Raw genomic sequence first — 14,665 nt, forward strand, 5'->3', positions numbered from 1 at the left:
TCGGAGGCCCGCCTCACTCCCCGACGCGCGCCTCGGCTTCCAGCCGGGTCACCGCAGCGCGCAGGCTCGCGACCACGTCGACGCCCGCCTCCCGCGCCGCGGCGACCTCGGCGAGCATGCGCGCGCCCCACCGCTCGTCCACAGCGTTCGCACCCGCCGACCGGACCGTGCCCACGTCCGCCGACCCGCCTGTCTTCCCGATCTCCCGCCCCGATGCGCGCACGGCGGCGGCGACGACCGTGGCGGCGTCGCCACGGTCCTCCAGGCGTTCGAGCAGCTTCACGGCTCGCTCCAGCGGCGGCATCGCCCTCGGGACACCGTCGAGGACGCTCGTGCGCGACGCCTTCTCGGCCGACTTCGCCGCCCGCCACACCCGGACGACCTCCGCCTCCGTGTCCGCCCGTTCGGCACCGAACACGTGCGGGTGCCGACGGACCATCTTGTCGCGAGCACCGGCGGCGACGTCCTCGAGGTCGAACCGGCCCTGCGCTGCAGCCAGTCCGGCGTGCAACACGACCTGGTAGAGCACGTCACCGAGTTCCTCGCGGAGGTCGTCGTCGTCGCCGGAGTCGATGGCGTCGACGAGTTCGTACGACTCCTCCACGGCGTACCGCGCGAGCGATGCGTGGGTCTGTGCACGGTTCCACACGCAACCGCCGTCGGGGGCGAGCAGGCGGTCGACGACTTCGACGAGGTCCGTGACGGCGGTCATGGCGTCATGCTCGCACGCAGGCCGCTCCGGTAGGCTCACCCCTGGTGTGTCGGGAAGTCTGGTCGACGGTTCCGTACCCGTACCCGCACACCGTCGGAGATCCATGTCGGCACTCGTCCGCTCCCCCCGTTTCAGCGCGATCGCGCTCCTGACCGCCGCCGTGCTCGGCCTCCTCGTGGCGAACTCGCCGCTCGGACCGGGCCTCGAACGAGCCCTCGACGCGCACTCGCCGTGGGGAGCGTCCGGTCTCGACCTGTCCGTGTCGCACTGGATCAGCGACGGCCTGCTCGCGGTCTTCTTCCTGCTGGTCGCGATCGAGTTGAAGCAGGAGCTGCTCGACGGGGAACTCTCGAACCCGAAGACGGCCGTCATCCCGGCGATCGCCGCGGTCGGCGGCGTGCTCGTGCCGGCCGGGATCTTCCTCCTGGTGACCTCGGGCACGCCCTACCAGCACGGGTGGCCCATCCCGACCGCGACGGACATCGCGTTCGCGCTCGGGGTCCTGGCGATGTTCGGTCGAGGGCTGCCCTCCACGCTCCGCGTCTTCCTGCTCGCGCTCGCGGTGCTCGACGACCTCATCGCGATCGTCATCATCGCCGTCGTCTTCGCGCACGGCACCGACTTCCTCGCGCTCGGCGGTGCGGTCGTCGCCCTCGCCGTCTTCGCGGTGCTCGGTCGGCTGCTGCGTCCGGGCCGCACCGGCCGCGTGTCGATCATCGCCGCGATGGTGCTGGTCGGCCTCGTGACGTGGTGGCTCGTGTACCACTCGGGAGTGCACGCGACCATCGCCGGCGTCGCGCTCGGTCTCGTCCTGCCCCGCCGTCCGGGACACACGCTGCACGAGAACGTCGAGCCGTGGTCGAACGCCGTCGTCCTGCCGGTGTTCGCCTTCGCCTCGGCGGCGGTCGTGATCCCGAGCGTCGGCATCGGCGAGCTCTCCCCCACGTTCTGGGCCGTCGTCCTCGCGCTCCCGGTCGGCAAGGTCATCGGCATCACGCTGTTCGGTGCCGTCGCGACGCGCATCTTCCGCGCCCCCGGTCGATCGACGCTCTCGTTCTGGTCGATCGTGACGGTCGGCGTGCTCGGCGGGATCGGCTTCACGGTCTCGCTGCTCATGAACGAGCTGGCGTTCGCCCGGAACGAGGAGATCCTCGACGAGGGCGTCCTCGCCGTGCTCGTCGGGTCCGGCATCGCGATCTTCGCGTCCGCCGTCGTCGTCAGCCTGCGCGCCCGCCGCTACCGCGCGCGACGCGAGCTCTCCGAGGCCGAGGCCACCGAGTAGCGCACCGAGCGGCCGCTGCGCTGCGACACGTCCGCGGTCGGACGACCGCGGACGTGTCGTTGCAGGCGCATCGTACGACTCCGCACGGGTCGATCGACACGTGCGATGTCGGACGACGACACGTGCGATGTCGGAAGACGGCCACCCGACGGCCTGGAGGCGCGGTACCGGCTGGCACCGCGCCTCCAGGCCGCGTCGGGCCGCGTCACTTCGCGCCGGACCGTGTCAGGAGGCGGGCGCCTCCGCGGGGGCCTTGGACGCGCCGTAGACGGCCGTCAGGATGCTCTCCACCCACTCGATGAGCCCGTCGTCGGGCAGCGTCTCGCCGTGCGGCTTCGGCAGCGGGATGCTCGCGGCGTCCTGCTGCGGGAACCACCGCGCGCCGGGGAACATGCGCTTCAGCCGGACCTGGGCCGAGTCGGCGAGCTCCTTGCCCGCGATCCGCAGGTTCGACCCCATCACGACGACGTCGGACAGGCCGACCTGCTGCGCCATGCGCCGCAGGCGCGACACCTCGACCAGGGTGAGCACCGGCTGCGGCGGCTGGCCGTAGCGGTCGGTGAGCTCGTCGAGCACCATGTCGATCGCCTCGGGCTGCGCAGCCGGAGCCGATGCGGCCGACAGCTTCTGGTACGCCTCGAGCCGGAGCCGCTCGGACTCGACGTAGTCCTCGGGGATGTGCGCGTCGACCGGGATCTCGAGCCGGAGCTCGGTCTGCCCCTCGGCGACGTCTCCCCGGAACTGGGACACGGCCTCGCCGATCATCCGCAGGTAGAGGTCGAACCCGACCCCCGCGATGTGCCCGGACTGCTCACCACCGAGCAGGTTGCCGGCACCCCGGATCTCGAGGTCCTTCATGGCCACCTGCATACCGGCGCCGAGTTCGTTGTTCGCGGCGATGGTCTCGAGACGGTCCTGCGCGGTCTCGGAGAGCGGCTTGTCGGCGTCGTAGAGGAAGTACGCGTACCCGCGCTCACGCCCGCGGCCGACGCGACCTCGGAGCTGGTGGAGCTGGGACAGCCCGTACTTGTCGGCCTTGTCGATGATCAGCGTGTTCGCGTTGGCGATGTCCAGGCCCGTCTCGACGATGGTCGTCGACACGAGCACGTCGAACTTGCGCTCCCAGAAGTCGACCATGACCTGCTCGAGGGTGCCCTCGGACATCTGCCCGTGGGCGACCTGGATCCGGGCCTCGGGGATGATCTCGGCCAGGTGCGACGCCACCGACTGGATGTCCTTCACGCGGTTGTGCACGTAGAAGACCTGGCCCTCGCGCAGGAGCTCGCGGCGGATCGCGGCGGCGACCTGCAGGTCGGACTGCGGCCCGACGAAGGTCAGGATGGGGTGGCGGTCCTCCGGCGGGGTCGCGAGCGTCGACATCTCCCGGATGCCGGTGACGGCCATCTCGAGCGACCGCGGGATCGGGGTCGCGGACATCGCGAGCACGTCGACGTTGGTCTTGAGCTTCTTGAGCTGGTCCTTGTGCTCGACGCCGAACCGCTGCTCCTCGTCGATGATGACGAGCCCCACGTCCTTGAACGCGATGTTCTGCGACAGGATGCGGTGTGTGCCGATCACGATGTCGACGGTGCCGTCGGCGAGGCCGGCGATCGTCTCCTTCGACTCCTTCTCGGTCTGGAAGCGACTGAGTGCGCGGAGGTGCACGGGGAAGCCCGCGAAGCGCTCCTGGAACGTCTCCATGTGCTGACGCACCAACAGCGTCGTCGGGACGAGCACGGCGACCTGCTTGCCGTCCTGCACGGCCTTGAACGCCGCGCGGATCGCGACCTCGGTCTTGCCGTAGCCGACGTCGCCGGAGAGCAGGCGGTCCATCGGGATCGGGCTCTCCATGTCGCGCTTGATCTCGTCGATGGTGGTGAGCTGGTCGGCGGTCTCGGCGAACGGGAAGGCCTCCTCCAGCTCACGCTGCCACGGGGTGTCCGGGCCGAACGCGTGCCCCTTCGAGGCCATGCGCGCCGAGTACAGCTTCACGAGGTCGACGGCGATGTCGCGGACGGCCTTGCGCGCCTTCGACTTCGCTGCGGACCAGTCCGAGCCGCCCATCTTGGACAGGGTGGGGTTCTCGCCGCCGACGTACCGGGAGAGCTGGTCGAGCTGGTCGGTCGGGACGAAGAGCTTGTCGCCCGGGTAGTTCCGCTTCGACGGGGCGTACTCGAGCACGAGGTACTCACGCTGCGTCTTCACGGCGTTGCGACCGCCGGAGCTGACCTCGCGCGAGACGAGCTCGACGAACTTGCCGATGCCGTGGGTGTTGTGCACGACGACGTCGCCCGGCTTCAGCTGCAGCGGGTCGACGACGTTCTTGCGGCGGGCGGCGAGCTTCTTGACGGTGCGGGCGCCCTGCTGGACGCTGCGGCCGTAGAACTCGGCTTCGCTCAGGACGGCGATCCGCGGGTCGGGGGTCGCGAAGCCGGCCTCGACGGTGGCGGTGGTGACGATCGCGACACCCGGCTCTGGCGGCGCGGTGAGGTCCTCGGCACGAGCCGCGACACCCGCGTCCGCGAGCACCTGCACCGCGCGCTCGACGAGCCCCTTGCCCTGCGCCGTCACGACGACGCCCCACCCGTCGTCGACGAGCTGCTTGACGTGCTCGACGGCACCGTCCGCGCTGCCCGCGAAGCTCGGGATCGACTCCGCTCGGACGCGGATGTACTCACCGGCCTCGGCAGCGGCCTCGGCGTCGGTGAGCACGCGCTCGCGGTCACCCTCGTCGAGCCCCGAGTCGAACGGCGTGACCGTCCACCAGGTGCGCTGGCCGCGGGTGTTCTTGAGCTGCTGCACGGACAGGAAGTTGCCCGCGTCGAGGTCGATGGGTGCCTGTGCGCCCGCGACCGCGGCACTCCACGCGGCCTGCAGGAACTCGGTGTTCGTCTCGGCCAGGCTGTGCGCGCGACCGGCGACCCGCTCGGGCGAGAGGACCGCGATCGTGGCGGTCTCGGGCAGGTAGGTGGTGATCGGCACGAGGTCCTGCACGAGCGCCGGCGCGAGGGACTCCATGCCCTCGACCGGGATCCCCTCGGCGATCTTCGCGAGCATCTGCGACAGGTTCGGGAACTCGTGCAGCATCTCGCGTGCCCGCTGGCGCACGTCGTCGCTGAGCAGGAGCTCGCGCGAGGCGGTGAGCTCGACCGAGCCGAGGTCGTCGTCGGTGGTGCGCTGGTCGGCGACCGAGAACGCCTTGATCGCCTCGATCTCGTCGCCGAAGAAGTCGACGCGCACCGGGTGGTCGGCACCGGGCGGGAAGACGTCGAGGATGCCACCGCGCACCGCGAACTCACCGCGGCGGGTGACGAGGTCGACCCGGGCGTAGGCCAGGTCGACGAGCTGCGACGCGATGGCCGCGAGGTCGTTGCCGCGTGAACCCGTCGCGAGTGCGACCGGGGCGAGCGACGTCAGGTTGCCCGCGATGGGCTGCAGTGCGGCGCGGACGCTCGCGACCACGACGATCGTGCGGCGGTCGGCCGGATCGGCGTCCTGCCACGCGGCGAGCTTGCGGAGCGTCGCGATGCGGGTGCCGACCGTCTGGGCGCTCGGGCTGAGGCGCTCGTGCGGCAGGGTCTCCCACGCGGGGAACTCGAGGACCTCGGCGTCGGGGACCGTGCACGTGAAGGCGCCGCGCACCGCCTCGGCCTCGCGCCCGGTGGCGGTGACGACGAAGAGGCACTGGGGACCGTTGCGCTCGGCGAGCAGCGCGCCGAGCAACGGGACCCGCAGGCCGTCGACGACGGAGAAGTCCGCGTCACGCCCGGCAGCGCGGAGGACGCGATCGAACGCGGAGGCGCGCGAGAGCGCAGGGATGATGCCCGAGATCGTCACTCAGACGATGGTACCGGCGGCGTCCGACACCCGGCCCGGCGTGCGCGGGCGGCGAACACGGTCAGCTGCGGCGACGGAGTCGGGACCCGATCAGGACGAGCAGCGCGGCCACGAGCAGCGCGGGCGCGACGGGTGCGGCGCCGGTCCAGGCGAGGCTGGTCGGGCTGCGGTCCGCAGACGTGGAGCCGGCCCGGTCGGGAGGCGCGGCACCGTCCGCCGCGTCGGCACCCGTCACGCCGGTGGTCCCGCCGCGGCCGGGGGCCGCCCCCGGGTCGGCGCTCGGGGTCGGGTCGCTCGGGGTCGGGGCGGTCGGTCCTCCCCCGCCGGTGGTGCCGCCCGGGCCGGGCGACGGGTCGGGGTCGGGTGCGGGCGTCGGTCCGGGGGCGCCGGTCGGACCGGGGGTGGGTCCGGACGAGACGTCGGGCGCGGGCGACGGTCCGGGCTCCGGGGCGGTGGTCGCCCCCGGTTCGGGCGCCGTGGTGGGTCCGGGCGCGGTGGTGGGCTCGGGCGCGGTGGTCGGTTCGGGCGCGGTGGTCGGCTCGGGGGCGGTGGTCGGCTCCGGCGCGGTCGTCGGTCCGGGCGCCGTGGTCGGCTCCGGCGCGGTCGTCGGTCCGGGCGCCGTGGTCGGCTCCGGCGCGGTGGTCGGTCCGGGCGCGGTGGTCGGCTCCGGCGCGGAGGTCGCTCCGGGCTCCGGCCCCGCGGTCGGCTCGGCCGTCGGGGGCGGTGCGGGCGACGGCTGCGCTCCCGTCGAGGGTGTCCCGGTCGGGAGCGGTCCTGCCGTGGCCGGGGCGGAGGGGGTCGGGGTCGCGCTCGCCCCCCACGTCGGGTCGGGATCCGGCTCGGGTCGGGGGTCCGGGTCGGTCGTCGGTGTCGCGCCCGGGGTGCCCGACGGCGTCGGGGTCGGCTCCGGGGTGGTCGGTCCGGGCGGCGTCGGGGTGGGGCCCGGCTCGTCGGTCGGCTCCGGGTCCGTCGAGGGACCGGGCTCCGTCGAGGGGACGGGCTGCGGCGTGGCGGTCGGCTCCGCGGTGGGATCGTCGGTCGGGGAGGGCGACGAGGTCGGTGCAGGGGTCACCGTCGGCGTCGCGCTCGGCTCGTCGGAGGGCTCGTCGGTCGGCTCACCCTTGGGGGCGGGGGTGGGCTCGTCGGTCGCCGGCGTCGGCTGGTCGGTCGGATCCGACGTCGGCGCTGCGGTCGGTTCCGACGTCGGCCCGGGGGTGGGCTCCCCCGTCGGGTCGGACGTCGGTGCAGCGGTCGGTTCCGACGTCGGATCGGGGGTGGTCTCCCCCGTCGGGTCGGACGTCGGTGCAGCGGTCGGTTCCGACGTCGGCTCGGGGGTGGGCTCCCCCGTCGGGTCGGACGTCGGCGAGGCGGTCGGCTCTGCGGTCGGCTCGGGCGTCGGGGTGTCCGACGGCAGGGGCTCCGCCGTCGGTGCGGTCGGGCTCGTGCCCGGGCTCTCCTCGACGCGGCCGGACGACGTCGCGGTGACGATCCGCTGCCGGTTGTAGTCCGCCACGACCAGGCTCCGACCCGGGCCGACGGACACGGCGGTCGGGTTCGCGAGTGCCGATCCGTCGGGCGCCGTCGAGAACGCCGGAGCCCACGCGCCACCGGCGTCCGACCAGACGCGGCCGTTCCCGTTGTCCACGACGAAGACGTCCCCGTCGTCGACCGCCACCCCGCGGAGCCGGGTCTGCCCGTCGGCCGGGAACCCGAGCGCGCTGACGACGCCCGACGCGCGGTCGACCTGCCACACCTCGTCGGGTCCGGCGTCCGTCACGGTGAGCGTTCCACCGTCGGCGGAGATCGCGACGCCGCTCGGGTCGGACCACGGACCCGCGACCGCCGTCCACGTCCCGCTGCCGAGCTCGGCCGTCCAGAGCGATCCGCTGCCGGGCACGGCCGCGAAGACCGTCGTCCCCTGCACCGCGAGTTCGGAGACGGCTCGTCCGCTCGGAGGCGGGGCCCACCGGGAGAGGACGAGCCCGTCCGGGGAGAGGAGCGTGATCGACCGCCGCCCGGCCTCGGCGACGAGGATGCGGCCGTCGTCGAGGGTGGTCACGGCCGACGGGTTCCACATGTCGCCCGGCGCCGTGCCGAACGGAGCGACCACGCTCCAGGTGCCGTCGAGTCCGCGGCGCAGCAGGCCGTTCCCGGCGAAGTCGGCGACCAGGAGTCGTCCGTCGACGTCGTGGTGCACGTCGTTCGGGGCGGAGAAGCTGCTCGCGACCGGTGGCGCGGACGACTCGGCGCTCGTCGGTGTCCAGGTCTCGGTCGCTGCGACCGCGCCGTCCTGGGTGAGCAGGGAGGCCATGCCGACCGCGATGAGCGCGACCGCGGCCGGGACGACGGCGAGGACCGCACGCACCCCCGTGCCGGAGCGCTGTGCGACGTCTGTCGGTCCTGCCCGGTGTCGTGCTCGCCCCACGTCGCCCCCTCGTCGTCGGGACGGTCGCCCCGACGGTGAACCTACCGACGACCGGGGGACGTGACGGTCCCCCAGTTCGGGGACCCGGCGGGAACCGGACAGCAGCGTGGACGACCCACACCGTGCCTCCCGGCCGGATCCGCGAACTCGACCGGACGCGTCAGGAGGGCGCGTGCACGCGCTGCTGCGCGGCGAGGAGCCCGAGCTCCGCGATCGCCTCGACGGCGTCGGCGCCGTCGGCGAGCAGGTTCGGCAGCGTCTTCTTCTCGGTCGGCGAGAAGTCACGCAGGACGTAGTCGGCGGGGTCCTGGCGACCCGGGGGACGGCCGATGCCGATCCGCACCCGGGTGAACTCGTTCGTGCCGGTCGCCTTGATGATGTCGCGGAGCCCGTTGTGGCCGCCGTGCCCGCCGCTGCCCTTGAGACGGACGGTGTCGAACGGCAGGTCGAGTTCGTCGTGGACGACGACGAGGTCCGCCGGGGTGGCGCTGTAGAACCCGAGCACGCTCGAGACCGGGCCACCCGAGGTGTTCATGAAGGATCCCGGCTTCGCCAGGACGAGCTTCGGTCCGCCGGGCACCAGGCGCCCCTCGGCGACCTGGTTCGGCGTCTTGTGCTTCTTGAACGTCGCACCCATGCGGGCGGCGAGTTCGTCGAGGACCATCTGGCCGACGTTGTGACGGTTCCCCGCGTAGCCGGGCCCGGGGTTCCCGAGCCCGACCACGACGAGGGTCGTTCCTGTCATCAGCGTCGGCCAGACGTTCCGCGGCGGGTGTGTTACTCGGAGTCGACCGGGGCGGAGCCGCCCTCGGCGCCGGCCTCGGCGCCCGCCTCGGCAGCAGCCTCGTCGGCAGCGTCGTCGTCAGCGGTGCCACGCGGGGTGACGATCTGCACGACGAGCGCCTCGCCGTCGGTCTCGAGCTCGGCGCCGGTCGGCAGCTCGAGCTGCGAGGCCAGCACCTGGGTGCCGTCCTCGAGGCCCTCGACGTCGACGGTCACGTGCTCCGGGATGTCGGTCGCCTCGACGAGGAGCGAGACCGAGGAGAGGTCCTGGACGTGGATCGTGCCGGAGAACGACTCGCCCTCGACGACGACGGGGACGTCGACGGTGACCTTCTCGCCACGGCGCACGACGACGAGGTCGATGTGCTCGATGATCTGGCGCACCGGGTCGCGCTGGACGTCCTTGACGAGGGCGAGCTGGGCCGCACCCTCGATGTCGAGGTCGACGACCGCGTTGGCGGTACGGACGAGCAGCATCGTCTCGTGGCCCGGGAGGGTGATGTGCTGCGGCTCGGTGCCGTGGCCGTAGACGACCGCGGGGATCTTGTCGGCGGCGCGGAGCTTGCGCGCAGCGCCCTTGCCGAACTTGGTGCGGGTCTCCGCTGCGAGCTTGGTGTAGTCGGCCATGGTGCCTCCTGGTGTCGGGGTCGACGCCGGGGTGCCGGCATCGGGGGGTCTGTGGTGTTGCAACTCGAACGCGTGCACGCGTGAGGAACGCTCCCAGGACTGGGCCGGGTCTCCCTACCGCGTCGATCACGGCCGCGCGCTGCGCGGCCCTCGCCGAAGTCGGTTTGTGAGTCTAGCAGGGGACGTCGGGCGTGTCGCACCGCGGCACTGCCCACCACCGGACGGGAGGCTCGTGGCGGTGCCGCCACGAGCCTCCCGTCCGTCCCTGCGCACGGTCGCGGACCGGTCCCCCCAGGTCCACCTGCCCGCGACCGCGGGTCCGTCGCCGGTGCCCGTCAGTCGACGCCCTCCGGTGCCTCCGGCGCCAGTCGCTCGATCGTCCTGGCGACGCGGTCGGCGACCGCGAGCTGGTCCGGCCGGGCGGCTGCCAGCACGGCGGCGTCGGTGGCGGTGACGTGGAGGAGCCGGGACCACTGCGCGTCGTAGAGCGCCTCCCGGTAGCCGGACGACTGCTGGCAGGCCAGGTCGTGCTCGGCGAGGGCGATCTCGGCCTTCGTGACGGGCAGTGCGAGGCCGCTGATGCCGAACGCCTGGCGCATCGGAGCGGTCGGCATCCCGTGCGGGTCCTCTGGGAGCGCGCTCGGGGCGTGCGGTCCCAGGCACGTGCGCCAGCGGGCCGCCGCAGCGACGACCGCCGGTTCTCGTCGTGCCTCGTCCGCGGCGAGGTAGGTGAGGCGCTTCACGGTCATCGAGGCGCCCTGGGCTTCCCCGTCGTCGTCCGTGCCGAGCGCGCGACGGGAACGTTCGAAGCACCGATCGACGGCGGACCGGTCGGCGCGGTCGAACGCCGCGTTGTGCTCGGGGTCCTCTGCCCACTGCCGCCAGCCGTCACGGTTCGCACCCCGTGCCGACGGCCGGTGGTAGCCGAGGTCCGCCGCCGCCGCCTTGCTCAGCGGTCGTGACCAGTCGAGTGCGGGAGCGTCGTTGCCGCGTTCCGGCGTCTCGTCGGCGATCGACTCTGCCTGCAGGCCCGCGGACGTCGCCCACGGCACCGGGAAGTCGATGCCGACGTCACGCAGGCAGGGCTGGTCGAGGAGCGACTCGGCGTACCCGGTCTCGGACCAACCGGGCTGGGCGTAGCCGTCGAGCGGCATCGACCACGTGTCGAGGTCGCGCTCCACCGTCGGGCGGACGGCGTGGTCGGCGGGCTCGGGCAGGCTGTGCAGCACGGCTCCCCCGAGGCCGGCGAGGACGAGGACGAGTGCGCCGGACTTCGCGGAACGCTGGGTGATGCGCATGGTGTTCCCCCTAGGCGCGGACGAGTCCGCGTTCGTGTGCGGTGATGACGACCTGGATCCGGTTCCGGAGTCCGAGCTTCGTGAGCACCGCGCGGACGTGCGTCTTGACCGTGGCCTCGCTGAGGAACACGGTCGCCGCGATCTCCTGGTTGCTGAGCCCCTTCGCGACGAGCAGGAAGACCTCGCGCTCCCGGGCGGTGAGGACGTCGAGCACCTCGTCCGGGCGCGGGGTCTCGACGAGGGTCCCGTCGGCGCGGAGCAGGTCGAGCGCCTCGGCCTCGGTCGGCGCCGGACGCCCCTCGTGGACGTCGCGGATCGTGCCGAGCACCACATCGGGCAGGGCGTCCTTCGTCAGGAACGCCGCCGCTCCCGCACGGAGGGCGGCGAGCACGGCCTCGTCGCGGCGGATCGTCGTCAACACCACGACCCTCGGGCGGTCTCCGCCCTGCTCGGCCAGGCGTGCGGTGGTCTCGATGCCGTTCAGCACCGGCATGCGGAGGTCCAGGAGCAGGACGTCGGGGTCCTCGTCGGCGCAGAGCTCGAGCGCCGCGGCGCCGTCGGCAGCGGTGCCGACGCAGACCATGTCGTCCTGGGCCTCGACGAGCATCCGCATGCCGGAGGCGAAGAGGTGCTGGTCGTCGACCACGGCGACGCGGATCGCGCTCACCGGGCGTCCTCGACGGGCACCCAACCGGTCACGACGAACTCGTCGACGTCGTCACCCGCACCGGCCCGGAGCCACCCGCCGGCGAGCCGTGCCCGCTCCCGCATGCCCTCGATGCCCGAGCCCGCGCCGTCGAGCTGCACCAGGGGCGCGTCCCCTCGCGAGGTGACCACGATGCCGAGGCCCGGGCCGCGCCAGTCGAGCACGACGCGGGTCGACGCCGTCCGCCCCTGGTGCTTGAGGACGTTCGTCAGGCTCTCCTGCACGATCCGGTGCACCGCTCCCCCGGTCGCCGTGCCGACGGGTCCGGGCACACCGTGCTGCTCGAACGTCGCACGCATGCCGAGGTCGCGCATGTCCTCGACGAGGTCGGGGACGTCCACGAGGCCGTGCACCGCCACCGACCCGGTGCCCTGGATGCGTTCGACGAGTGCACGGACGTCACCGAGGGCGCTCCGGCTCACGTCGGCGATGTCGCGGAGGGCCGTCGCTGCCGGTGCGCCGGCACCGGCGATCGCCGCGGCGCCCTGGGCCTGCGAGACCACCACGGCGAGCGAGTGTGCGAGCGAGTCGTGCACGTCGCGGGCGATCCTGGCGCGTTCCTGTTCCGCGCGGAGCTCGGCGGTCGTGACCTCGGTCTCCCGCTCGGCCGCGACGGCGCGGGTCCTGGCGAGGCCGATCCGCCACGCTGCACCGACGGCGACGCCGGCGGCCCAGGCGATGCCGCTCGCGCCGGCGATCGCCAGCGACAGGAGCACGAGGTCACTCCGCGTCCCCGAGTGCGCCCCGGTCCAGTTGCCCCAGACGTCGGGGTCGGCGACCGTCGGCACCGCCATCGCCCAGGCGGCGGCGATGCTCGCGACGCCGAGCACCGGGACCGCGAGCCACCGGAGCAGCCCCGACCGCCCTGCACCGACGACGCCCACGACGATCGCGATCGCCAGGTACTCCGGCCACGTCGTCGCGCGCGGGCGGTCGAGCAGGTGCAGCGCCTGCAGCAGCGGGACCACCACGACCAGGCCGAGCGCCGTCGCGGGCATCCAGTTCGTCAACCCGATGGCGACGGCGAACGCGGCGACGACGAGCACGTGGCCGGTCAGCTCGGAGCGTCCGGCCTCGGCGACGATCCAGAGCACCAGGTACACGGCACCGACGACCGGAGGCAGCACGTGCCGGACGCGGCGACGCAGGAAGGAGGTCATGTCGGCGAGCGTAGGGCGGGCGTCGACGCGGCTGCGAGCTCGGGCGGCTCCTTTCATCCGAGTGGATGAGGTGTCGTCGAGCCCTGCGGTCAGGACGCGTCGCTAGCGTCGGGGCGTGTCGACGAACGAGTCCCTGCCCGCGCGCGACCCGGCCACCGACGACCGGTGGGCAGCGGCGGCGCGCGCAGCCGAAGCGCTCGCCCGCGGACCGAGGCGGGGACGCGGGCCGTCGATCCAGGCCACCCTCGCCGCCGCCGCGACGCTGGTGGCCGGCATCGACGTGCCGCTCGCGGTCCTCGGTGGGCTCGACTGGCGCGTCGCCGTCGCGGTCCTCGGGTGGGTCGTGGCGGTCGGGGCGTGGTCGGTCGCTCGACGGCGCGGGCGACTCGAATCGTTCCTCCCTGCCCGGTCTCCGGTCGCACTCCTCGGGGCTGCGGATCGTCGGGACCTCCGCCGACAGCTCCGCGGTGCGGAGGTACCCACGCCGCGATCGGTCGACCTGGTCGACGCGATCACCCGGTGGCAGCGCCTGACGTCGGCGGCGACCCTGCCGAGCCTCGTCGGACTGGGGATCGTCCTGCTCGGCTCCCCGGGGCCGCTCGTCCCCGCCATCGTCATCGCGACCGCCGTCCTGGTGGTCGTCCTCGCCGTCGCTGAACGTCGTCGGTGGTCGCGCGTGCAGCGGCTCGTCGCGGAGGTGCGTTCCGAGCGATCGGCTGGTGCCTGAGGGTCGTCACCGGTCAGCGACCGACGTCTCGGCGGTGGTGCTGCGCGGCGCGCAGGAGGTCCCGCGCGCGATCGCTCGCGTCCGCTGCCTCGTCGCGCGCGCGTTCGGCCCGCTCGACCTCGGCGGTGGCGTCGGCGAGCTGCCGTTCGAGCTCGGCACGACGGTCCTCGGCGGCCTCGAGTTCCTGCTCTCTGGCGTCCAGCGCCGCGTCGGCGTCGCGGGACTCGGCCCGAGCGGTCGCCTCGGCCTCGCGAGCGGCGCGGCGCTCGGCAGCGGGGTCGGTACGCGGTCCGGATTCGGCCTGCGGTTCGGCTTGCGGCTCCGGCTCCGGCTCGGACTGCGGCTCCGGCTCCGGCTCCGGCTCCGGCTCCGGCTCCGGCCGGGAGGCTCGGCTCCCCTTCCGGGATCGGCGCGCGCTGGTGATCGGGATGGGTTTGGCGTCGGTACCGGACCACGCGTCCGGGACCGCGTCGGGATCGGCCAGTGCCCCGTCGAGGTCGACGTCGTCGAACCCGGCGCTCTCGAGCGGTCGGACGAGCAGCCCGGACCGGACCGCGGCGCCCGCGTGCTCGTCGGCCGTCGCAGCCTCGATCGTCGCGCGGACCTGGTCGAGGACGGCGGATGTCAGCGGGTGCCCGGCGTCGGACGCCAGGCCGGCCCCCGCCTGCGCCAGCGCGGCGACGACGTCGGACCGCTGGCGGCGGAGCCGTCGGATCTCGTCGGGGTCGGCGTCCGCCTGGGCCTGCCGGATCGCCGGGCCGAGGTCGACCGCCTCGTCCAGGGCGCCCTCGTGCGCGAGCAGGTCGACCACCCACGCCGCGGGCGCGGGCTTGCGCAGACCGCCGATGCGCGTCGCGAGCGCTCGGTCGTCCTTCCGCACCGCACGCTGCCGCGCGGTGCGTTGCCGGACGAAGTCGGCGGGCGCGACGAGGAGCAGTTCCCTCGCCTCGTCCGCGAACTCCATGCCCCCAGCATGCCCGTCGACGCACCCGCGCTCTCGTCGGAAGCACGAGCGACCGGGCAGGACACGCCGGACGTCCTCCACCGAGCGGGCCGCGTACGTCACCGTCGTGCGCGACCGTGCCGTACGCCGCCCGCTCGGGGGCGG

General features: G+C 73.6%; 11 protein-coding genes. 2 read left to right on the forward strand and 9 right to left on the reverse strand.

All coding sequences use genetic code 11. The features are described 5' to 3' along the window. Window positions 1-13 precede the first annotated feature (13 nt). The gene (locus JOD95_RS05580; RefSeq protein ID WP_209683753.1) at window positions 14-712 is read right to left on the reverse strand and encodes a MazG family protein; all 699 of its coding nucleotides are present in this window, start codon (window positions 710-712) and stop codon (window positions 14-16) included. Between the two features lie 103 nt (window positions 713-815). Here JOD95_RS05580 and nhaA point away from each other — a divergent pair, with 103 nt between their 5' ends. Then, window positions 816-1,994: a Na+/H+ antiporter NhaA gene (nhaA, locus tag JOD95_RS05585; RefSeq protein WP_209683756.1), complete on the forward strand. Its 1,179-nt coding sequence runs from the start codon at window positions 816-818 to the stop codon at window positions 1,992-1,994. Window positions 1,995-2,219: 225 nt separating this feature from the next. Here the strand turns inward: nhaA and mfd are convergent, their stop codons facing one another. The 7 genes from mfd to JOD95_RS05625 all read right to left on the reverse strand — a co-directional run bounded on the left by mfd (window position 2,220) and on the right by JOD95_RS05625 (window position 12,830). Further along, window positions 2,220-5,831 (reverse strand): transcription-repair coupling factor, encoded by a 3,612-nt coding sequence (gene mfd / locus JOD95_RS05590; RefSeq protein WP_066652554.1) that lies wholly within the window; start codon window positions 5,829-5,831, stop codon window positions 2,220-2,222. A gap of 61 nt (window positions 5,832-5,892) precedes the next feature. Further along, complete coding sequence (locus JOD95_RS16240; protein ID WP_245171580.1) at window positions 5,893-8,256, reverse strand: hypothetical protein; 2,364 nt, start codon at window positions 8,254-8,256, stop codon at window positions 5,893-5,895. A gap of 160 nt (window positions 8,257-8,416) precedes the next feature. Continuing rightward, the gene (gene pth / locus JOD95_RS05605; RefSeq protein WP_058742290.1) at window positions 8,417-9,001 is read right to left on the reverse strand and encodes an aminoacyl-tRNA hydrolase; all 585 of its coding nucleotides are present in this window, start codon (window positions 8,999-9,001) and stop codon (window positions 8,417-8,419) included. 32 nt (window positions 9,002-9,033) lie between these two features. Next, entirely contained in the window at window positions 9,034-9,666 is a 633-nt protein-coding gene (locus tag JOD95_RS05610) for a 50S ribosomal protein L25/general stress protein Ctc (RefSeq protein WP_066652537.1), read from the reverse strand. A gap of 335 nt (window positions 9,667-10,001) precedes the next feature. Next, window positions 10,002-10,964 (reverse strand): hypothetical protein, encoded by a 963-nt coding sequence (locus JOD95_RS05615; protein ID WP_209683762.1) that lies wholly within the window; start codon window positions 10,962-10,964, stop codon window positions 10,002-10,004. A gap of 10 nt (window positions 10,965-10,974) precedes the next feature. After that, window positions 10,975-11,631: a response regulator transcription factor gene (locus tag JOD95_RS05620; RefSeq protein WP_209683765.1), complete on the reverse strand. Its 657-nt coding sequence runs from the start codon at window positions 11,629-11,631 to the stop codon at window positions 10,975-10,977. Further along, window positions 11,628-12,830, reverse strand: coding sequence for a sensor histidine kinase (locus JOD95_RS05625; protein ID WP_209683769.1), 1,203 nt, complete (start codon window positions 12,828-12,830; stop codon window positions 11,628-11,630). The genes JOD95_RS05620 and JOD95_RS05625 overlap by 4 nt, the downstream gene beginning before the upstream one ends. A 115-nt stretch (window positions 12,831-12,945) precedes the next feature. Here JOD95_RS05625 and JOD95_RS05630 point away from each other — a divergent pair, with 115 nt between their 5' ends. Then, window positions 12,946-13,557, forward strand: coding sequence for a hypothetical protein (locus tag JOD95_RS05630; protein ID WP_209683771.1), 612 nt, complete (start codon window positions 12,946-12,948; stop codon window positions 13,555-13,557). Window positions 13,558-13,570: 13 nt separating this feature from the next. Here the strand turns inward: JOD95_RS05630 and JOD95_RS05635 are convergent, their stop codons facing one another. Further along, window positions 13,571-14,521: a hypothetical protein gene (locus JOD95_RS05635; RefSeq protein ID WP_209683774.1), complete on the reverse strand. Its 951-nt coding sequence runs from the start codon at window positions 14,519-14,521 to the stop codon at window positions 13,571-13,573. Window positions 14,522-14,665 lie beyond the last annotated feature (144 nt).

Origin of the sequence: Curtobacterium sp. 1310, from assembly GCF_017834105.1 — a bacterium.
Taxonomy (GTDB): Bacteria; Actinomycetota; Actinomycetes; order Actinomycetales; family Microbacteriaceae; genus Curtobacterium.

Bases quoted from the DNA above. Each gene is read 5' to 3' on its own strand.
- nhaA (WP_209683756.1), top strand. From the start codon at position 816: ATGTCGGCACTCGTCCGCTCCCCCCGTTTCAGCGCGATCGCGCTCCTG.
- JOD95_RS05635 (WP_209683774.1), bottom strand. From the start codon at position 14,521: ATGGAGTTCGCGGACGAGGCGAGGGAACTGCTCCTCGTCGCGCCCGCC.
- JOD95_RS05615 (WP_209683762.1), bottom strand. From the start codon at position 10,964: ATGCGCATCACCCAGCGTTCCGCGAAGTCCGGCGCACTCGTCCTCGTC.
- pth (WP_058742290.1), bottom strand. From the start codon at position 9,001: ATGACAGGAACGACCCTCGTCGTGGTCGGGCTCGGGAACCCCGGGCCC.
- JOD95_RS05580 (WP_209683753.1), bottom strand. From the start codon at position 712: ATGACCGCCGTCACGGACCTCGTCGAAGTCGTCGACCGCCTGCTCGCC.
- JOD95_RS05625 (WP_209683769.1), bottom strand. From the start codon at position 12,830: ATGACCTCCTTCCTGCGTCGCCGCGTCCGGCACGTGCTGCCTCCGGTC.
- JOD95_RS05610 (WP_066652537.1), bottom strand. From the start codon at position 9,666: ATGGCCGACTACACCAAGCTCGCAGCGGAGACCCGCACCAAGTTCGGC.